The sequence below is a fragment of the Glaciecola siphonariae genome (genome assembly GCF_042652645.1).
Classification (GTDB): domain Bacteria; phylum Pseudomonadota; class Gammaproteobacteria; order Enterobacterales; family Alteromonadaceae; genus Glaciecola; species Glaciecola siphonariae.
This window is the reverse complement of sequence record NZ_JBHSGU010000029.1, coordinates 179,759-201,671: the sequence shown is the minus strand read 5'-3', so window position 1 is coordinate 201,671 and position 21,913 is coordinate 179,759. Positions and strand designations below refer to the sequence as shown.

The 21,913-nt window shown below is 45.4% G+C and carries 14 protein-coding genes; 10 read left to right on the top strand and 4 right to left on the bottom strand.

Annotated features, from left to right (window positions below; translation table 11 throughout):
- Positions 1-6: 6 nt before the first annotated feature.
- The 10 genes from ACFO4O_RS17630 (at position 7) to ACFO4O_RS17585 (ending at position 14,063) form a co-directional block, all read left to right on the top strand.
- Positions 7-573 (top strand): heme NO-binding domain-containing protein, encoded by a 567-nt coding sequence (locus ACFO4O_RS17630; RefSeq protein ID WP_382410947.1) that lies wholly within the window; start codon positions 7-9, stop codon positions 571-573.
- A gap of 4 nt (positions 574-577) precedes the next feature.
- Positions 578-2,512: an ATP-binding protein gene (locus tag ACFO4O_RS17625; protein ID WP_382410945.1), complete on the top strand. Its 1,935-nt coding sequence runs from the start codon at positions 578-580 to the stop codon at positions 2,510-2,512.
- Positions 2,513-2,515: 3 nt separating this feature from the next.
- Complete coding sequence (locus ACFO4O_RS17620; protein ID WP_382410943.1) at positions 2,516-3,724, top strand: response regulator; 1,209 nt, start codon at positions 2,516-2,518, stop codon at positions 3,722-3,724.
- 272 nt (positions 3,725-3,996) lie between these two features.
- Positions 3,997-5,088 (top strand): efflux RND transporter periplasmic adaptor subunit, encoded by a 1,092-nt coding sequence (locus tag ACFO4O_RS17615; protein WP_382410941.1) that lies wholly within the window; start codon positions 3,997-3,999, stop codon positions 5,086-5,088.
- Position 5,089: 1 nt separating this feature from the next.
- Positions 5,090-8,314, top strand: a complete 3,225-nt coding sequence (locus ACFO4O_RS17610) for an efflux RND transporter permease subunit (protein ID WP_382410939.1) — start codon at positions 5,090-5,092, stop codon at positions 8,312-8,314.
- Positions 8,311-9,108, top strand: a complete 798-nt coding sequence (locus ACFO4O_RS17605) for a DUF6065 family protein (protein WP_382410937.1) — start codon at positions 8,311-8,313, stop codon at positions 9,106-9,108. Before ACFO4O_RS17610 ends, ACFO4O_RS17605 begins: the two co-directional genes overlap by 4 nt.
- 137 nt (positions 9,109-9,245) lie before the next feature.
- Positions 9,246-11,090 carry an endo-1,4-beta-xylanase gene (locus ACFO4O_RS17600; protein ID WP_382410935.1) on the top strand — a complete coding sequence of 615 codons (1,845 nt, stop codon included), beginning with the start codon at positions 9,246-9,248 and terminating at the stop codon, positions 11,088-11,090.
- Between the two features lie 175 nt (positions 11,091-11,265).
- Complete coding sequence (locus tag ACFO4O_RS17595; RefSeq protein WP_382410933.1) at positions 11,266-11,544, top strand: hypothetical protein; 279 nt, start codon at positions 11,266-11,268, stop codon at positions 11,542-11,544.
- Positions 11,545-11,961: 417 nt separating this feature from the next.
- On the top strand, positions 11,962-12,999 hold the full coding sequence (locus ACFO4O_RS17590) for a GGDEF domain-containing protein (RefSeq protein ID WP_382410931.1): 1,038 nt from the start codon (positions 11,962-11,964) through the stop codon (positions 12,997-12,999).
- Entirely contained in the window at positions 12,996-14,063 is a 1,068-nt protein-coding gene (locus tag ACFO4O_RS17585) for a GGDEF domain-containing protein (protein ID WP_382410929.1), read from the top strand. Before ACFO4O_RS17590 ends, ACFO4O_RS17585 begins: the two co-directional genes overlap by 4 nt.
- Before the next feature lie 2 nt (positions 14,064-14,065).
- Here ACFO4O_RS17585 and ACFO4O_RS17580 read toward each other — a convergent pair whose 3' ends face one another.
- The 4 genes from ACFO4O_RS17580 to ACFO4O_RS17565 all read right to left on the bottom strand — a co-directional run bounded on the left by ACFO4O_RS17580 (position 14,066) and on the right by ACFO4O_RS17565 (position 21,549).
- Positions 14,066-15,574 (bottom strand): tryptophan halogenase family protein, encoded by a 1,509-nt coding sequence (locus ACFO4O_RS17580; protein ID WP_382410927.1) that lies wholly within the window; start codon positions 15,572-15,574, stop codon positions 14,066-14,068.
- Positions 15,575-15,629: 55 nt separating this feature from the next.
- Complete coding sequence (locus ACFO4O_RS17575) at positions 15,630-16,646, bottom strand: cupin-like domain-containing protein (RefSeq protein WP_382410925.1); 1,017 nt, start codon at positions 16,644-16,646, stop codon at positions 15,630-15,632.
- Complete coding sequence (locus ACFO4O_RS17570; protein ID WP_382410923.1) at positions 16,643-18,151, bottom strand: tryptophan halogenase family protein; 1,509 nt, start codon at positions 18,149-18,151, stop codon at positions 16,643-16,645. The genes ACFO4O_RS17575 and ACFO4O_RS17570 overlap by 4 nt, the downstream gene beginning before the upstream one ends.
- A 131-nt stretch (positions 18,152-18,282) precedes the next feature.
- Positions 18,283-21,549, bottom strand: coding sequence for a TonB-dependent receptor (locus tag ACFO4O_RS17565; RefSeq protein ID WP_382410921.1), 3,267 nt, complete (start codon positions 21,547-21,549; stop codon positions 18,283-18,285).
- Between the last annotated feature and the right edge of the window lie 364 nt (positions 21,550-21,913).

The following is a 21,913-nucleotide window of genomic DNA, read 5'->3' as shown; positions in this document are numbered from 1 at the left end:
GCAACAATGAGAGGCTTAGTATTTACCGAGTTTTTAGAAATGGTAGAGGATACATTTGACTATGATATGGTCGACACCCTCATTGATAATACCCAGCCAAAATCTGGAGGGGCGTATACTGCTGTAGGTTCATACGACTACCAAGAGCTGGAAAACATGGTTGTTGAGCTTTCCGCGCAGTCAGGGATGGCCGTAGGCGACTTACTGCAAGCCTTTGGCAAGCATCTGGCAGGCGTTTTTACGCAAAATTTCGCACAATTTTTTGTTGAGGCTGGTTCTGCCTTAGCTCTATTTAGAGAAATAGACCGGCATATTCATGTTGAGGTAAAAAAACTCTATCCCGATGCAGAGCTTCCCGACTTTAAGTACGAAGATGCTACCGCCGACACGCCGTTTAAACTGCACTATCGCTCAGAGCGAAATCTCTATTTGCTGGCCTATGGCCTTATAACCGCATGTTTTGAATACTACAGCGAACCTCACAAAGTTGACGTGAAGCACTGGCAAGAAGGCTCGGTGCATTGCGCAACCTTTGAAATTAGGCCTGAGGTTTCTTCGCAAGTGAGGCATTGAGCGAATGACCGATGCCGATAAGTTTCAGCGCCGAATTGAGCGAGAGCGTTTAGCACGTAAAGAGGCTGAGCGTTTATTAGAAGAAAAGAGCGCGGCGCTTTATGAAAAAAACCTAGAGCTTTTTGCCCTAAGCGAAAGTCTAGAAAAGCTGGTGGCTGAGCGTACCGCGCAAATGCAAAAAGCACGCGACGATGCGCTAAATGCATTAAAAGTGAAAACCGATTTTATCGCTAATATGAGTCACGAACTCAGAACACCCATGAACGGTGTTTTAGGCGTGTTAACACTGCTGCAAAATGAAAAGGTGAGCCCTGCACAAAGAGAGCTGCTAGACATTGCTGAGTCTTCTGGAAAGCATTTGCTCGAAGTGATAAACGACATTCTCGATTTCTCGAAAATAGAAGCTAACAAAATAAGTATTGAACTCGGACCTGTAGAAATAGCGCCCTATTTAAGCGGTGTGGCAGCGCCGTTTGTGTTGCAGGCGAAGCAAAAAAATATTGCTCTAAACGTTGAGGTTGACCCAAGCGTAGAAAAAACCCTTACCACCGATAAGTTAAGACTGACTCAAATCATTACCAACTTGCTGTCAAATGCAATTAAATTCACCCACAGCGGTACCGTTAACCTACGGTTTAAACGCTTAGAGCAGGGCAGGTATCGCTTACAGGTTATTGATACCGGTATTGGCATTAGCCAAGAAAATTTAAAGTCGGTGTTTTCTGCATTTGAACAAGCCGACACAAGTATTACGCGAGAATTTGGTGGTACTGGTTTGGGTATGAATATCACAAAACGCTTGGTAGATATGCTTGGCGGTACGATAGATATTGAGAGTACTTTAGGTGAGGGCACCACGTTTACAGTTGACGTAAGTATGGACCTAGCGCCTGAATTAAGCGCCTCCCAGAGCACGCATCACGAGCAACGCTCAAACACTTTACAAGCCCATTTATTATTGGTTGAGGATCACAAAGTTAACCAACTTGTTGCCCAACGCTTGTTAGAGACCTGGGGGTTTGACGTGAGCTTGGCTGAAAATGGCGCGCAAGCGCTTGAAATGGTGAAGCAAGCTGACTATCACGGCATCCTCATGGATTTGCAAATGCCAGTGATGGGCGGCGTGCAGGCGGCAAAAGTGATGCGTAACGAGGGCCTAATTGCCGACTCCATACCCATTATTGCCATGACTGCACACAGCAGCGATGAGCACATAAAAGAGTGTTTTAACGCCGGTATGCAGGCGCATGTTTCAAAGCCTCTCGATAAAGATATTCTGCTTAGCGTGTTGCAAAAGCATGTGACACAAGACATTGATGCCAATGAAGAGTCCGCTGATTTACCGCCTGTTAACATTGCCCATCTTAATTTGCAGAGCGCTTTGCCACGAGTTGGCGGTGATTGGTTGTTGCTGCACAGTTTATTAAGCCGATTTTTGTTGGAATTTACTGATTTTTTACCGGTGTTTCAGCAGGCAAAAGCAGACGATATGACAGATTATGCGATATCTATGCTGCATAAAATTAAAGGCAGCGGCGGTAACTTAGGCATGCAGGCACTATCAGAATTAGCATCAAGCCATGAAGCGATGTTACTCGAACATAATACTTGGCCAAGTGATGATGTTATTCAGCAAATGAGCCAGATGCTGGAGGAAACTCGTCGTGATTTTGAGGCGTTAGCGTCTCCGGCCGACGCTCAGCCAGAAAAATCACTTGTTTCAGCGTCACCTACGCAAATACTGGCACAGATATCGCTTATAGAACAAAACCTTAAGCAAGATGTTTTTGCAGCCGAAGCTGCCTTAAACGAGCTTTTAAGCTTTGATTTAGATGCAACTTTACTTGCTGTACTTAAAAGTGCAGAGACTGCCATGCAGGCTTTTGACACTCAAGCAGTGGCAAAAGCGCTGACTCAAGCAAGACTTACGATGGATTAAATAATGGATAAACACCGCATTTTACTGGTTGACGATTCACCTAATGAACTTCGTATTTTAATGGAGGTGCTCAAGCATAAGTATGCCATCGTAGTGGCCACTTCTGGTGAGCAAGCCGTAAATATGGTTAAGGAAGACAAACAAATCGAGCTGGTGATGCTGGACGTAAATATGCCGCTTAAAAATGGCTACGACACGTGCAAAGAGATCCTTGCGATATCGCCTGAGCTACCCGTTGTGTTTGTATCGGCAAACGATTCGACTGACGAAATTTTGAAAGGCTTTGATGTAGGTGGCGTAGATTATTTAACCAAGCCTATTGATACCAATGTTGTTGCCAGAAAGGTCGATGTGATTGTTCATGAGCGCGAGTTACTGCAGCAGTTGCAAGACGAACATAAAAACACATCTGACATGGTGATGTCAGTGATTCAAAGTGCCGGCCATTTGGGAACAGTGCTAGGGTTTTTGCGAGCGGGTTTAAAAATAAAAACGCACGAAGGGCTGTTAAGTGCACTTTTTGATGTTTTTGACGGATTAAATATGGACGTATGCGTGCAGCTGCGCACCCCAGTTAACGTGATAAACAAAGCCACTCGCGGCATGCTCACGCCCCTTGAAGAAGATTTGTTGAGCAGGGCTGGCAGAATGCAGGCGCGTTTTCTAGAAAAAGGCAATCGTTACATAGTTAACTTTGAGAGCATTTCGGTAATTGTGAAAAACATGCCGGAAGACGACATCGTAAAAGGCGATTTGCGCGACAACCTGATGATGATTTTAGAAGATACCGATGCACTCAATACAAAACTGGGTGCCAGTGCATCCCCTGCTGCCTCTAGTTCTCCTGTCAAGCCAGATTCTGCACAAACTTCTGATGGCGCAGCATCTGCCGACGCAAAACAAAACCTAGCTGCATCGACGTCACCAGAATTACGAGAGCGATTATTAGATGTGGCCAGTACGCTCGACATGTTGTCAAAACAATATCAAACGAATAAATCAAGCATTGTGAATATTATTGAAGACATGAATATTGAATTTGAACAGGCCTTTTTCAAGCTCGGCTTACTCGAACAACAAGAAGACGAACTTACGTCCATCGTTGCCGGTAAAACGGAGCAGTTCAATCAAAGCACAGAGCAAAGTGAAGAAATGAAAGAGGCGATTGAGTCTATTCAAGAGCAGCTCAAGCAGATAGTAAACAGCCTTTGAGCAAGAGTACTGGCAGCTTGTAGTTTCTTCCAGTTGCTCTTAGGCAGCTTTGTGCCTGGTTTTGGCTAAAAGGCGACCCTGCGTTATTGATTCCTTGCAGCATGGACTGAACAGTCAGCGCTTGAGAGCCAGCCTAAAGCAGTGCACGGTGATTCAAATTCTTAATTTTACCGTAAAAAGTGTATTATAAGTAGCCACACACCCTAGTAGTTGTAACTGCGAGTTAATTAGCTAATTCCGCACTCTAGTTCGCTAAAGAGATAATACTTTCAATGAGAAAATCCTACGTAATCGCCGCATTGTGCTCCCTGTTGTTTGTGTTATGGATGCTATCGGGCATGCTGTTTGATGCCTCCGATAGCGATGGGAATTCAGATTCGTCGAGCGAGTCCGGGCAAAGCGCGCAAAATACTTTGTTTAAGGTAGCGGTAAAAACAATGCAAGCTAAGCCTACCCAGCTATACGTAACTTCCAACGGACAGGTTGAACCTAACTCTGTAGTGCAAGTGAGAGCGCAAACACAAGGCCAAATTGAAAAGCGTTTTGCAACAGAGGGCGATAGAGTTGAGAAGGGGCAGGTGATTGCTGCGATTGAACTAAATGACAGAAAGATACGGCTTGAACAAGAGCAGGCCTTGTTAGCTTCTCGCAGCAATACTCTTAAGCGTTTGCAGCAGCTTGCTCAGAGTAACTATCAGTCTCAAAGCGACCTTGACCGCGCACAGGCTGACGTGAAAGCCTCTGAGGCCAATATCGCAGCGATTGAATTAGAGATAGAGCACACTCAAATAAAAGCGCCTATTAGCGGCGTTATTGAACAGTTTTCTGCAGAGCAAGGTGATTTTGTGCAAGTTAATTCGCCCGTTGCGGTGTTGCTCGAGCAATCGCCCCTCATCGTCCGTTTGCCCATTGCTCAACAAGACGTAAATAAGTTATCAATTGGCAGCGAAGCCGACATCAGCTTGTCGACTGGCGAAGAACTCACCGGCACGCTTCGATATATTTCTCCCCGTGCAAATGAGCAAACCCGAACCTTTGAGGTAGAAATTGAAATAAATAATGCCGACGGGAAACTGCGAAGCGGCATGAGCGCAAGAGCGAAAATTGCGACCGAACAAGCCATGGCTCATTTTATTTCGCCGTCGCTTTTTTCTTTGGGCACGGGCGGTGAAATAGGCGTGAAAGTGGTCGATAGTGACAACGTGGTGCATTTTCGTGAGGTCAGTATTTTGCAAAGTAACACTCAAGGCGCTTGGGTAAGCGGTTTAGATGCGCAAATACGCATTATTGTTAACGGTCAAGGCTTTGTAAAAGACGGCAATCAGGTTGCTGTTGAAGAGCTTAGCCCGCAAGAAGCTCGTTAATATGCACGCCATAATCGACGCTGCATTTACCCGAGGCCGAACCGTCGCACTCGTATTTATTATGCTGATTATTGCTGGTGCGAGTTCGTACTTTTCGATTCCCAAAGAAGCCGAACCAGACGTGACCATACCCATTGTGTATGTGTCGGTGGTGTATGACGGTATTTCACCAGAAGACGCAGAGCGCTTGCTCATTCGTCCGCTTGAAAAAGAATTGCAGTCTATTGAAGGGCTGCGCGAGATGCGAGCAACAGGCTCGCAAGGTTTTGCATCTGTCACGCTCGAATTTGATGCAGGGTTTGATTCAAACCAAGCGCTGCAGGATGTGCGTGAGAAAGTCGATATCGCGAAAGCTGAGTTGCCGCCTGGCAGTGAAGAGCCCCGCGTAGCAGAGGTCAATATTTCATTGTTCCCGGTGCTCACTGTTATTTTGTCGGGTGATTTACCCGAGCGCTCATTGCTCAATATTGCAAAAAACCTCAAGGAGAGTATTGAGGCTTTATCGGGCGTGCTTGAGGTGAATATTGGTGGTGAGCGCGAAGAGTTACTTGAGGTTATTGTTGACCCCACCGCACTAGAAACCTATCAGCTTTCGTTCACTGACGTATTTAATTTTGTTAGCACAAACAATCGATTGGTGGCGGCAGGGGCTTTAGACACAGGCGCAGGTCGTATGGTGTTTAAAGTGCCGGGGGTCATTGAAACCATGGAAGACTTGGCAAGCCTTCCGGTAAAAAAAGTCGGCAATACTATTGTGACGTTTTCTGATGTTGCCAGCATAAGGCGCACCTTTAAAGACCCAAGCTCGTTTGCACGCATTCAAGGTGAGCCGGCTCTTGCACTCGAAATATCAAAGCGAAGCGGTGCCAATATAATTGAAACTGTTGCCCAGGTTAGAGCGCTTGTGACTCAGGCGCAGCAAGCATGGCCGGCGGCAGTAAAAATTAATTATTTGCAAGACAAGTCAGACCAAATTAAGACCATGCTCGGAGATTTGGAAAACAACGTAATTACAGCCATTGTATTAGTGATGATTGTGATCATTGCTGCGCTTGGTGTACGCCCGTCTATTTTAGTAGGGCTTGCCATACCGGGCTCGTTTTTAGCGGCCATGGTGGTCATTAATCTGTTTGGTTTTACGCTTAATATTGTTGTGCTGTTTAGCTTAATATTGGTAGTAGGGATGCTGGTAGACGGTGCCATTGTGACCATTGAACTGGCAGACCGCTATATGCAAGAGGGAGAATCGCCTCAAACCGCCTTTGCCTCTGCCTCTAAACGCATGTCGTGGCCAATAATTGCCTCTACCGCCACGACTTTGGTGGTGTTTGCGCCTTTGTTAGTGTGGCCCGGTTTGGTAGGCGAATTTATGAAGTTCCTTCCAATCACGGTGATCATTACGCTGTTTGCCTCGCTTTTTATGGCGCTGATATTTATTCCGGTTTTGGGCGGCATTTTGATGCGCTCTAACACAAACGGTAGCGCTAGCACAAACAAGGTCAAATCGCTCGACTCACAGCAGCAAGCGTCTTTAGATTCTAAACGCCAAAGCAGCACCAGCGCCGACATTCGCGCCGCCGAAAGTGGCGACTTAAGCAGCATCAAGGGCTGGGTTGGGGGATATTTAAAGGTGCTCACTGTGTTGCTAGAGCACCCTGGTAAAAGCCTACTCGTTGCGATAGCCGCAATGTTTGTGTCGTATGCAGCATTTTTTATTCAGGGTAAGGGCGTTGAGTTTTTTCCTGAAATAGAGCCGGAGTTTTTGCAGGTGCAAGTGCAGGCGCGTGGCGATTTGTCGATTGTCGAACGAGATTCGCTGGTAGCAAAAGTTGAGGAAGTATTACTATCACAAGCGCATATCGATTCGGTATATACCAAAACGCTTGGTGCAGGAATGCAGTCGCAATCAGATATGCCCGAGGACGTAATTGGTGTAATTCAACTTGATTTGGCAGACTGGCAAACCCGACCTAATTCGGTTGAACTGATAGACGAAATACGCAGCAAAATAAAAGACATTGCCGGAATTAAAGTGCAAGTGCGCGAGCAGCAGTCTGGTCCTTCTGCGGGTAAGCCGGTACAGCTTAATGTAAATGCGCATAATCCGGCCGACCTTGCCCCAGCGGTTGCTCATATTAGGCGAATTATGGACGAGCTCGGCGGCTTTGTTGACACCGAAGATGGGCGGCCTTTGCCCAGCATAGAGTGGCGCTTAAAAGTAAATCGGGAGTTAGCGGCTCAGTTTGACGTTAACGTCAGTTTGTTAGGTAACGCAGTAACCCTCATTACGAATGGTGCGCTGTTGGCAGAATATCGCCCAGATGACGTAGAGGATGAGGTTGAAATTCGACTGCGTTTTCCCAAACAAAGTCGTAATTTAGACCAACTTTTTGCGCTGACCATACCCACAAATCAGGGTTTAGTGCCTATTCGCAATTTTGTAACATTGGAGCCTGCGCAAAAGATGGGGCGGGTCACTAGAGTCGACAGTGAACGCGCGATGGCAATTAAGTCAAGCGTGAGAGAAGACCTGCTCGCAGATGAACAAACAAAACGCTTAAAAGAGGCGCTTGAAAAGGACCCATTACCTAGCTCCGTGAGCGTGAAATTTAAAGGTCAAGACGAAGACTCACAGCAAGCCATGACCTTTTTGAGTAATGCCTTTATTGTCGCAGTATTTTTAATGCTGGTGATTTTGTTAACCCAATTCAATAGCTTTTATCAAGCCTTTATTGTGTTAAGTGCAATCGTGTTTTCTACCGCAGGCGTTTTGCTTGGATTGGTAGCCACTGGGCAGGCCTTTGGTATTGTGATGGGCGGAATTGGCGTTATTGCTTTAGCGGGGATTGTGGTAAACAATAATATTGTACTGATAGATACCTTTAATGATTTAAAAAGCAAAGGTATGTCGACAAAAGAAGCGATTCTTAGAACGTCGGCGCAGCGCATTCGACCGGTGCTGCTTACGTCTGTCACCACTATATTAGGATTGTTGCCAATGGTGTTTGCGTTAACGATAGACATTATCGACCGCGAGGTATCTGTAGGCGCGCCTTCTGCGCAGTGGTGGACCATGCTTGCTAGTACAATTGCCGGCGGATTGACTTTTGCCACGGCCTTAACCCTTTTAATTACGCCGAGCCTACTTATGCTGGGTGAGAAGGTGTCGGTAAGCTTTAAGAAAGGCCGCGCGCAAAAGCCATCTACTAAGGTAATAAATCAATGACGACACCTTTAGACGTTCCTTCTAATACCATCATGGCTTACGTTGTGCCAGGCGTAACGCATGATGTTAGCCAATCAATACGCCCGTGCAAAATTACAAGAGACTGGATGGACGCCACCCCAGCCCGCTATGCCTATCGATGTATACCGCTGACGGCCGCTAACTCCATGGGATGGGAAATATTAAATCCGGTTGACACCGAGATAGTGTGGGACGGCAAAGAAAAGGGCGACCAACTGCATTTTAAAGTACAGCGAGCCGACCCTTTTGCCGCTAGGCCTCATTTTGGTGGTGGCACGGTTACATGGTATGTGCCGTTTATTTTTAGAACACCGCCAGATTATGGATTAATAGTGGCAGGGCCAGCTAATCAAGACAAGGCGGGTGTAGTGCCCTTAGATGCATTTATTCGTACCGATTGGCTGTCGTTTCCGTTTACCATGAATTGGCGCATCACCCAGCCTGATACAAAAATCGTGTTCAAAGCAGGTGAACCTATCTGCAGAATTTTCCCTTATCCTTTGGCGCTGTTAAATGAGATGAAAATGGAAATTCGAGACCTCGCAGACGACCTCGGCTTTATGCAACAGGTGCAGCAGTGGGAAGTTGAGCGGCGCACAAACTATCAAAAACAAAAAGACGCCGAACAGCAGTGGGCGCGAGAGGGCAGAAAGCCCGAGCTTAAAGAGCTATGGAATTCACAATATGCAAAAGGTGAAGGCGCTGAAAATAATAAGGTGAAACACCAGAATATGTTTAAGTGTGAAGAGCCCACTAATTTAAGAAAGAAATAATAAGCGCTTTCTTATAAATAGAATCGTTCATAAAATCATAAATAAAATTCATAATAACGAAGTAAAACTAAGGTTTTGAGTTGTGCACACAAAGTGTGCGATGCTCTTGCATAGGTAGACTTTTAACAGTTAGTAATATGATGCTTAAACTTACTTCTCGCAGCAAACTCAGCCTCTTAATTTTACTTGCGCTATGGTGCATGGCCCCTTTGAGTTTTGCTAATCAGGCAATGGCAGAGCTAAAGGTTAGTCTCCCCGCTGATATCACACCAACAGTATTTATTGAAAATAGCTCAAAAGAGACCGTGTTCATCAACGAACAATCGCCCATAGTGTCAGCAAGTTGGATGGACGCGCAAGGCGGAGATTTTGAGCGGTTTGTGCGCATAGAGGTGAGTGCTGCAGGGGAAAATTCATGGGATGCTACCCTACGTTCATTGGCTAATACGCAAGCTATAAAAAAAGGCGATTGGGTTTACGCCAGTTACTATGCCAGAGCCAGTGAGGGCACCAATACGGCAAACATTAGAGGATTTATTGAACGCAGTGTACCTTCTTGGATGATGGTGTCGGACGCCAGCGTAGCCCCAAGTGGACATTGGACGCGCGTAGTTGCTGTGGGCAGGGCGCCTGAAAACTTAGCCGAAGGCTCAACTTACGTGTCATTGCACCTCGCCGCAAAAGCGCAAACGCTTGATATTGCCAATCTTATTTATTTATCGCTGCCCGGCGAGGTCGAGGCATCGGTATTCCCGGTCACGCAGCTTACTTATGCGGGCATGGAGCTAGATGCACCATGGCGCAATAAAGCAAAAGAAATGATTAAGACTCATCGACAAAGTACGCACAAACTGTTTGTGCTAGATAGGCAGGGGCAAGCTGTAAGTAACGCTAAGGTCGATATTAGTATGATAGACGTAGACTACGAGCTCGGCAGCATGGCGACCGAACTCCTCGTTGAAGACAGTGAACTTGGCGAGCAGTACCGTTTGTGGTTTGATCAATTTTTTAACTATGCTACCGCTACCATTTATTGGGCCGATTGGGGCTGGGAGAATCCGCGAGTGCGCGAGGTTTACCTCAATAAAATGGCATACTTCAAAGAGCAGGGCATTGATATGCGCGGACATGTATTGCTCTATCCTGCATTTCGCTTTAGTCCTAAGGTGTTGATTGACTTGCAAGATGACAAGGAAGCGTTTATTGCGCGTGTGAACCAACAAATTGACGAAATGGTGCCAATTTTAAAAGCACACGGCATGCAAGAATATGATGTGATTAATGAACTGCGCGCTGAAAAAGAGTGGCTGGATATAGTCGGCATTGATACCGTAGTGCAGTGGTACAAGCGCGTGCATGCCTTGCACCCAGATGCCATTTTATACATCAATGAAAATTCAATTTTGACTGACGGCGGCGACAATGAAGGGCAAAAAGACCATTATTTTAACTTGATCACTGAGTTGCTCGAGAAGGGCGCGCCCATCCACGGTATTGGGATGCAGGGGCATTTTAACGGAATAGTGACACCGATTGAAAAAATGTGGGACATTCTGGATAGATTTTCTAGTTTTAATTTGCCTATACGCATTACCGAATATGACAGCGATACCCGAGATACAAGCGGGCAGGCCTCTTTTGATACCGATTTTTACGAAGCGATGTACGCTCATCCGGCAACGGTGGGAGTGACCCGATGGGGATTTTATGAGCCAGTAATGTGGCGCCCAGCCGGCGCGCTTATTAATCCTAATAACGAGTTTAAACCTAATGCGCTTGCTTATTTAAACTGGTTAGAAGCGCTACGCGATAATCAACAAGCTCTGAAAACAAACAAAAAAGGCGTTACCGAGTTTACTGGTTTGTATGGCAAGTACGCCGTAAGCGTCAAAGGCCAAGAATTTGTATGCGAATATGAGCAAATGCCCATTGGGCATGACGCGCTTACAGAGGGACAAAGCTGTACTGTTCGTTTAGAGTAGGCCGTTTAGAAAAGGTCGTCTAGAATAAGTTATCTCGAATAATTCGTTTGGAATAAGCCGCTTGGAATGATTCAGGCAATGCTCGCCCTGTAAATTCTGTAGTTTGTATGCGTGTACCTGCATAGCATGAATGATATGCTTATTAACACAGAGCTAACTACGAAGTATTCCATGTATGGCCAAAACGCCTGTTGAAAAACTGTTAGAAAAGCACCCACAGTTAATTCATAACGAAGATATGAAAGTGGCCTCACACGTACAGCGAGAAGAGGGAGACTGGTGGGTGAATACTGTGATGCTAGAGGGGTACGACGTACCGTTCAAATATAAGCGTAAAAAGCGTTATAAGTCGCTGCAGGGTGCTCTAGTCAATATCACTTTTTACCCCAGTGAAGAAGAAATTGCCGGTTTGTCGTTTGAATTTATGAAAATTGTAAGGCTTAAGAGAAGTTAATCGGCAGTCATGCAAGCGACACATGTCGTCCTATCACAATTAGCCACTAAATCTGTTTGCACCTTAACTGACATCACAATCTCTGAGTTTAGTCTGCATGAGCTTTCAGATAAGGTGGATATATCCTAGTTATCTTTTTAAACTTTGGTGGAATGATAGCGATTTTACAGCGTATTTTTTACTGTTTGCGCTATAGTTTCAAAGGAATATGGGATAGAGTCGTACGCAATTCACTAACGAGCTTAGCAGCCCTAGTGATTAATGATGACATTTTGACTGCGTTTCTTTTAAATGAAAGCTAAACGAAAGCTTAGACGAAATCTCAAACGAAACAGCTAAAAAACTCGTAGTAAAAACAATCTCGCGCTAAAAATTCGCACAAATTGTGCACGTATTAAAACGGATATCTTACTAGTAATGCCTCAAAACGACGACGTATTGGTCAATCGGCTCATATCAGGCCAGCGCGAGCATGGCAGATTAAAAGCTTTCGTGGGAACGGGCTTAGTATTAAACACCTTGGCTTTCGGATATTTTTGGCTGGAGTCGATAGCGTGGCTGATTTGGCCAAGCGTATTTGCGGTAGTGGCATGGTTGTTTTCAGTATTTTTGCTCCACCATCGCCAAAACAGAGCCGTGGTCATGCTAAATTCTATGTTGATCCTCGTTCAAATCAACCTTGCAACGTGGGTGTTTGGAAGCGAGTCGGGATTACACATGGCGCTTTGGCCTTTGGCCAGTATTTTTGCGGTAAACAATCGCGTTCCTATGACTATCGCCATCATTTTTGCGGGTGTTTGCCTCGTCAGTTTTGCGACCTTGAGTTTGTACGCGCCAGAATATACGCAGTACTACGTTTTCAGCGGCTTAAAAGAAATTTTAATTCTGATATTTGGCGCCATTTTAGTGTCGGGCGTTATGTCTATTCGTACGGTTTTTTCAGCGCAGCGAAATAGCTTAATCCAGTTGGCAAATCATGATGCACTGACCGGCATGTACAACCGTCAGTACTTCACCACCTTTTTAAATTACCAATGCAGTATTGCCATAAGAGAGCGCAGCACTTTTACAGTGGCGATGGGAGACATCGACCATTTCAAAGCAATCAACGACACCCACGGGCACGACAAAGGCGACGAGGTTTTAAAGCACGTTGCCAAGTGCTTTAACACTTACTTAGCACAAAGCGATGCTGCCTGTAGATGGGGAGGAGAAGAATTTCTTGTATTCATCCCTCACAGTACTATTGAAAAAGGCCTACCGGTTATAGAGGCGCTCAGAGACGTCATTAGCAGCCAGCAAACTCAGGGCATTAAAGTTACCATGAGTCTTGGTTTGGTTGAATCAGACGGCACTGAGAGTATTGATGCCCTTTTAGAGCGAGCCGATCAACTTTTATATCAAGCAAAGAGTGCCGGCAGAAACAACGTACAAACACAGAGGGCAACAACATGATGCCTTCAGCGGCAAAGCGTTTATTCACCGTTCCTGAGGGTGTAGACGCTCAGGATTATCCTGAATACTTCGGTATTTTAGTGGCCGCGCTCTCTGGCCTGGTAGTGAACTTCATCTTGTTTGTTGCTTTTGCCTACATCAATATGTTTTTTCTAATGAGTTTGTCAGTTTCAGGTGCGCTTTTCTGGAGCATGGCCATTTATTTTGTGCGTAAAAAACGCTTTGTGGCCGCAGTGAATATTGGCGTGTTTGAAATGATGTTTCATGTCGGCATAATGGTGTGGATTGTGGGCACTGTTTATGGCGCACAATTAATTTTATGGCCGGCAGTGGTATATGCCGCATTCAGCATCAATAAGAATAAGCTACAAACCAAATTGATGGGGTATTTATGCTTAATTGAATTAGCCGCCCTTTATGCACTAGTGCCCGAACAAACCAACGTAAGACCCTTTGAAAACTATGCTAGCCTGATTTTTTTGATATCGACCGTTTGCTCTGCTATTCCCTTGATGATAGTGCTGCTGTCTATTAAAAGCGTGCAAATCAGGCAGCGAAAGCAACTGCAGTATAGAGCCAACTACGACAACTTAACTAAGCTATTTAATCGCGGCTTTTTTGATACCTTATTGGAATACGATAACAAAACACTCGCCGACGGTGGAGGTCCATTTTGTGTGTGTTTGGCAGATATAGACCATTTTAAATCGATTAATGACGAACATGGTCACAAAATTGGCGATCAGGTACTCGTTGAAATAGCCACCATACTCAACCGAAATTTACGAAAAAGTGATGCAGTATGCCGCTGGGGGGGCGAAGAATTTGCAATCATATTGCGCCGCTGTGAGTTGAGCAGCGCCTTACCGGTCATTGAAAAATTAAAAAATCTAATTGCGTCTACCACCTTCTCTAGCGAACGACTAACAGTGACCCTAAGTTATGGCTTGATTCAGGCAAATGAAGCTGAGACCTCTGATGGTCTTATTAAGCGTGCCGACGTTTTACTTTATAAAGCAAAACGCCGAGGTCGAGACTGTATTGTGCTAGAGGACGATAGTTAACGTTAAGCGAACGCTAACTGCTCGTGATGCTGTTTGAAGTTCATGCCACAGCGCCGAATAAAATCATCTAGCGCTGCCATCTCTTGATGATAAGCAGAATAATCAACTGAAGTATTGGCTTGTTTTTCAGGAAACACGCCATAACCGGCCAGCATGCATGCCCAAGATTTCGCCTGATAGCTATCAACCAATTTATGCGCGTTCATGTCTTCAACAAAGTTAGGACTGTGCTTCCACAGTTGTAAGACTTTATTGAGATTGTCAGATATTTTAGTGTTCGACGCATTATCGCGCCAGTAATCCGTATCGCTTCTTTGGTTCGCTTTATAGTGGCAAACGACATAATCTTTGATGCCGTCAAATTTTGAATTAATCTCGAGGTTGAACGCATCTTCAAATTGATTGCTGAAATTGCCTCGTTGGTATAGCTGAATAAATTGCGCGATGGTATTAAACGATAGCGCAATGGCGGTCGCTTCTAAGGGCTCGATAAAACCTTGTGATAAGCCCACCGCCAGACAGTTTTTGTGCCAGTGCTTTTCTAGGCGACCCACCTTCATTGAGAGGTGGCGAGCTTCTGTGTTGCTATCGCTCATATCTAAATGCTGCCGCAGTTCGCTTTCAGCCTGGTTTGCATCAATATAGTCGCGACTATAAACATAGCCATTCCCAAAACGGTTAAGCAGCGGGATGTTCCAAGCCCAACCGTTAGAAAGTGCAGTCGCTTTTGTCTCCACTGGCAGCACACTAGCAATAGAAGTAGGTAAAACCACCGCAGCGTCGTTAAATAGAGTGTCTTTAAAGCTTTTAAACTGCTGTTTGAGTGTTTTTTGCATCAATAGCGAGTCGAAGCCGGTGCAGTCTATAAAAAAGTCAGCTGCTATGTGTTGACCATCATTAAGTATGACTTTTTCGATGCAGCCTTGTTGCGATAACAGAACATCTTCAACTTCGCCAAATATTCTGCTTACACCTTTTGCAGTAGCGTAATCTGCTAGAAAGTTGCCAAGTAATGCCGAATCAAAATGATAGCCATATGCCATTCCAAAGGGGAAAGACTCAGCGGCTAAAGGGGCACGGTTTTGTCGTGATAAATAGCTTTGCAAAAAATAATGATCAGGATGGGGGTTTACATCATAGCCGTGTTTGCGTGCTTGAATATTTTTGTAAAATAGCGGCAGGGTGAAGATGTCATCCGTTTGCGCCGCAAAGGGATGAAAATAAGCGCCAAACCCCGGTTTGGTCGACCATTTGTCGAAGGTGATACCCACTTTGTAAGTGGCATTGCACTTAGGCATCCACTGAGCATCCTCAAGGCCAATGCTGTCAAAAAATAGTTTGAGATGAGGAGTGCTACCTTCACCCACTCCGATAATGCCAATTTGTTTTGATTCCACTAAGCAAATGTCTATTTCTCGCCATGTAGATGCCAGTAGATTTGCCGCCATCCATCCGGCTGTGCCGCCGCCAACAATTACGATTTTTTTGGGTTTGCTTTGCTCATGTATCATAGTAATTTCTTTTTATTCGTCTTTGCTGAATGGGCCAGCCTATTGTTGCCGCTTTTTATTGTTGCCACTTTCGCACAAAATATGCCTTTACGGCGGCGATGTATTCAGGTGACATTTGACCCAATACATGCAGTTGATGCTCAGGTATATAGGATGCTGGGTCAACGCCTTGTTTAAATAGGTAATGATCAAATAAATAACGCCATGCTTCACGCTGTTTAGGGCTTAGGTCGCGCATCGCCAGTAATGCTATGTTTAAACTGTCGATAGCACTTGGCGGGCTTGCATTGGGCGCAGATGAACCGTTCCACCAGTAATTTACCAATGCATTTACTTTGTCTAATGATTCAACATGGTGCCACCATAACATTGGGATAAATATAGCATCGCCTGGGCCAAGTTCTGCGCTGTATGCGTTTGCGAGTGCGTGCTTAAATAAGGGGTACTTTTCAAAGTCAGGCGCGTTTAAGTCAACTAAACTAGTGGGCGCACCGGCTGGTGTAAAATTAAGCGGACCTGGATAAAGGTGCGCACTTTCGCTGGGAGGAAAAAGCACAAATCGTCTTCTACCGGCAACGACACACGCCATATTGTCCGACCCATCGAAATGGGTGTTTACGACACCTTCGTTGCCCACCCATAATCGCGGCGGCGTATCTTTGAAAAACGTACAAGGGTTGTCGTCTGTTAATCCGGGTAAAATATCGTTAATGAGCGTGCTTTGCATTGCAATAGCCGGATAAACAGATGCGTCAACTAGCTCCAAAAGCCTGCCTAAAAACAGGTCAACGCGCTCCTCGCCACTTAAATAATTTACATCGGTCATATCCTCATTGTAATAAAACCGTTTGTTGGCAGCCGGCGGCGCAACGACCATTTTGGTTTTACGCCCGTGGTAAAACCCGACGAGATAGCGCACAAATGCTTCTGCTGAGTTTTGAGCATGCGCCACCATTGGCCAATGACGAGCAAAACCACGAATAACAACAGGCCTTTGTTCGTTTGCAACATACTCGAAAAATTGCTTTGGCTGCAAATTGACGTACTCGGCAATAGATTTAAATGCGCTCATGATAGCTTTGTTGCGCAGTGCGCTTTGATAAAGTCAGTATGAAAAGGCATGCTGGCAACAGATGAGCGCACTGTGTGTATGTTCTGGCTTAAGGTATTGGCAAGGTCTTGGCGACTAAAAGCATCTAGCAAAGGATGATATTTTTTTGGCCTTATTCCCATCCCCTCTAAAATCGAACACCAACTGTCGGATGTGAAAAAACACCCAGGCATATCGTCTATGCGCCCGTCTATTTCAAAGGCCAGTAGCTTGCGGCGCAAGGAATCGGGTATAGGCATGGTGCGGCACCATTTCCAAAACTCACTGTCACGACGTTTTGAAGTGTAATAATGCAGAATAATAAAATCGCGCACCTCTTCATAGTCACAATCAATTTTCTGATTAAAAACTTGCTCGGTGTGCGTGTCAAAGTCTCTGTCTGGGAAGTGTTTAATGAAATGAACAAGCGTTTTATAAACCAAATGGATGGCGGTCGATTCCAGTGGCTCCAAAAATCCCGCTGATAGTCCAAGCGCCAGACAGTTTTTATGCCAAATTTTATTTCGCTTGCCGCTTTTAAATGGAATAATTTTCGGTGTATTGAGTGCTTTAACTTTTATGTGCTCAAGTAAGGCATCTGTGGCTTGCGCATCGGTGCAATAACGACTTGAAAATACATATCCATTGCCTTGACGATGCTGGAGGGGGATATTCCAAGCCCAGCCAGCTGGCAGGGCGGTTGCTGTTGTGTAGGGCGGTATTTGCTCGGCGCTTTCACTCTGCACGGTCACTGCTCTGTCGCAAGGTAAGTAGTGCGACCAGTCTTCATAGCCCACCTTTAAGGTTTGCTCAGATAGCAGTGCGCTAAAGCCAGTACAATCAATAAAGAAGTCACTTTCAATCGTACTTAAATCATGTAATTCGAGGCGCTCAATGAAGGCATTTGTACTGACGACGGCTTTGCTGACGGTTGCTTCTACTCTTCTTACGCCTCTTTTTATGCAAATGTCTCTTAAATATCGAGCAAACAGCACCGCGTCTAAATGCAAAGCATGTGCAAAGCTACCTTCAACCCAGTTCCTTGGGTTTTGAGGTCTTAGCATAAAACGCGCGTTTTGCGCCATAACCGCGCTAGGAGAGTGCTCGAGCCATTCAGTTTGATGCCCATCGGCAATTGACTTAAGCCATGCCTGATAAAAATCAAAGCCATTTATATCTTTGCCAATTTTGCCAAAAGGATGAAAGTAGCTGCTGTCTTTGCTTGTCCATTCGTTAAAGCGAATACCCAACTTAAAACTGGCTGCACAGGCTTGGATGAGTGATTTTAAGTCCAGTTGACTGGCTTGTACAAAATCCATAATTGACGGTACGGTAGACTCGCCCACACCAATGGTAGCAATGTCGGGTGACTCAACTACCGTGAGCTTTATCTTGCTGCCGCGAAGGGTACTGCTAAGCAAGCTTGCGGCCATCCATCCGGCGGTGCCACCACCAACAATACAAATCGACCGTAGAGAATTTTGCATCTTAAAACTCAATTCAATTAACCACTACCCGTTGCCCTAAACCTTGTGCAAATTCGCAAGGGCTTAAACAAAGAAACTGCGCAGCATTGCTACTGCGCAGTTTATGTTACCACTTCTAAATAACTTAACGATTAGAAAGTGGCCCGCACTGTCAGGGCATAACGACGGTCGGTGGTAAATGTAAAGGCATCTGTTTTGGTACCTTCTTGATTCTGTTGATACTGTGTCTCAGTATCGGTTGCCAATACATTACTAACTTGTAAACCTACTTTGAGGTTTTCGTTGATATTGTAAAACAGGCTTGCGTCCATCATGCCTTGGGCCTTGGAATAGGCGGGCACAAATTCTTCAGATTCGCGTAAGGTGAGCAAATATTCTGAGCGCCATGTGTAGGCTAAGCGAAATGAAATATCATCTTTTTCGTACATCCCTACAATATTCACGTTCTGGTCAGAATAGCCCTGAAGTGGCAAGCCGGTGAACTGACGGAAGGTATTTCGGTTATCACTAATGGGCACACCCGCTCCGTTAAATTGAATTTGTCGGGTGGGGTTAGTGTTGGGGTCTTCTAGTCCGTTCTGGTCAATATAGGTGTAGTTGAACTGTAAGCCTAAGCCGCTCCAAATACCCGGCAACATATCGTAAAATTGAGTGTAAGCAATCTCAAAGCCGCGAATCGTTCCGGAGCCAGTGTTATCTGGCCCATAAGCTGAAACCGGATACACGGTATCGTCAACCTCAAGTTCTGTCATAAAGGGCTGATTTCGAATAATGTTGGATAGTTTTTTATGGAATAATCCAAACGTGAGTGAGCCGACTTCTGCAAAATACCACTCTGCCGTTAAGTCTAAATTAACCGACTCTTCAGGCTCTAAAAATGCATTTCGAGCGTTTGCGCTAATTTCAATATTACGCAGGTCTACGGTTGGATTGCTTGCCTCGTCTTTACCCTCTTCAGGGTTGAGCAAGACTTCTTCGTAATCTAAGTTCACAATCATTTTATTGGCTGAATCAATCAGACTAGGGAAATAAAGTCCTTTGGAAGCACCAAATCTAATGACCACGTCATCGGTCACGCCAAAGTTCAGGTTCAGGCTAGGCAGCACAGTATCATAATCGGTGCCGTCAATAGTGCTGGCAAAGGTTTCTCCGGAGGCCAGGTTAAAAATGCTCGGATACTGGTTTAGCATAACCTGATACAGCGAACCGGTCTCGTCTGTGCCTCGTCTTGCGGTGGCTGGCAAGTTGATCCCACCCGTAGACTCCAACTGATAATTTACATAGCGAAGACCAATATTACCGGTAATGTAGACACCGTAATCGTCGGTAGAAAAATCGGCTCTTATATAGGCTTCTGTTCGCTCAGTGTTGCTCGAACTGATATGGCGCGGAGCAAAATGACTGAACACTCTATCTGATAAGTCTTCATAGGGCAGCGCGCAGGCGCCGCTTCCGTCCATAGCGTTGCCAAGAGCATTCCACGTACCACAACTGTCGCGCAGTGTTTGCACATAGTTTTGAGCTAAATCCATACGCGGAAACAAAAAGCTGGTGTTGGCGCCAATAAGCGTATTGCCATTGTAGTGATCGGCAAAGCTAATACGATCATATAGCTCTGGCACTACCTGAGGAGATGCGTTATACGAGGCTTGCGCCATCCATGGAGTGCCGAGCGCTTGCCAGCCCTCATATTCGGTGTTGCGCACGGTAAGTTCTTTTTCAGAATAGTAAAGACCGGCTTTGATTTCACTAAACATGCCATCAAGTTCGTATTCTAAGTCTAGTTGATACGTATCTGCGCTTGCTTCATTGTGCTCTTCTTGCTGCATACCATTAGAAATGCGCAAAATAGGATTGGTATTCGGTTCAACGTCGGGCGGCATCGAGGTATTGCTATTTAAGAATTCAAGCGATGGTGATGACCCTCTTAAATCTAAAAAGAACGGTGCGTTTTCGGCGGTTTGGTTTCCATTTATACGCGAGGTCACAGAGTTGTTATGAACAATCTGTTCTGAATCGACGTGCTGATAATCCGCAAACAGTGTTAAGCGGTCGGTCACTTTAAACTTGACGTTAACAGAAGTATCTTCAACCGTGCTTTCATTAAAATTATAGCGAGACCGAAATTGTAAAGGCAATTCAGGTTCGTTCGAACGCCCCACACCTGAGGTCAAATATCCACCCTCGTCAACCGTGAGTGGCCTGCCTTCGTCTGCTTCGTCAAACCACTGAATCGCATTAGGAGCGTAAGGTAAAAAACCGCGGTCGCCAGAGGCAATGACGTATTCACGCCATTCAAGAGACGCCTTTGAGTTGATGTGTTCAAGACTAGCGGTGATTTTTTCATCATTACTTTGCCACTGCAATGCAGCCGTAAAGCCGGTTCGTTTACGGTCGTTTTCTGCTGACGACATAGTGTAGCTAGCCGGTGCAAAGTAGGTAACACCCTCAGGTTGTCCTTCTAAAGCTTCGCCTTCAAACTCTGGTACATAAGCGGCTTGGTCAGCCTCAGAATATTGCACTGTATCTTCAAAACCTGCGCCACATGCGCGCCAATCTGCCGCGCCGGGTATGCACGGATTAGAATAAAAACCAGCGATTACGCCAGGGCTGGGCGTACCCCACTGGTCGTATGAAAAGGTGTCAACCGGCCCGCGACTATGAAAATTCCCAAGACCGAATCCATCTCCGCGCGTTTTAAACTCAGACACAGAGCCAGCGACCAACACACCGAACTTACCAGAATCGGTATCCCAATTATCTGAAAACAAGGCGCTGAAAGAGGGCGTGACCTCTTCTCTGTAGTCGCCATAATTTGCTTGTGCGCTTACAGCGATGAGTTGCTCGTCTGAGTCAAAAGGCTTGCGGGTAATGAGATTGACGGTACCTGCTATGCCGCCTGAAATTAAGTCAGCCGTTTGGTTTTTTACCACTTCAACGGCGCCGAGTAATTCCGCGGGAAAGTCTTCGTAGCTAAGACCTCCATATGGGTTTGCGCTGAACGACTCGCGCCCGTTAATTTCACTGCGAACTCGGTCTAAGCCACGTACTAATACGCTTGTACCTTCATCGGCATAGTGTTTGGGATCATCCGAAGCGGCGAAACGTTCAATGGTTACACCAGGCACACGCTGCAATGCTTCAGTTACTGAGCGATCTGGAAGGGCGCCTATGTCTGAGGCGGTGATCACATCTTTAACGGTGTCGGCGTAGCGTTTTAGGTCTTGAGCCGCTTGAATACTATTTCGAATTCCCTGAACCTCAATGATTTCTGTAGACGCCTCCGCGGTTTGCTGCTCAGGAGCGGCTTGTTGCGCTAACACTGGATGCGACAAGGCACACGACATTGCTGTTGAGACGGCAATAACGAGGCGTTTTTTCTTAAATGCAATAGACATATTTATCCCTCAGTATGTTGCATAAACCGGGTGCCTAGTTTCACCTCAGTTTTGGCTGCTTATAACGCTGGAAGCACATTTTTAATTGTATAAACACTACTTAGTTTTGCTTGACAGCGTTGTCATTAGTTCTACAAAAATAAACGCTTATGTCATTTCTTTTTACCGATGTAAGAAAGACCGCGCCTTGGTTTATTGAGGATTAGCAGCTCACGCTTTTGTAATGTTGACTTGATATCTGACTATGCCAGCGAGTAATAATTAACCGTCTAAAACAAAATGTATAAGTTACTAAATAACAAATTTATATTGTTGAACTTGTTACTTTTTAACATTATGCTCATGTGTAATTCAACTTATTTTT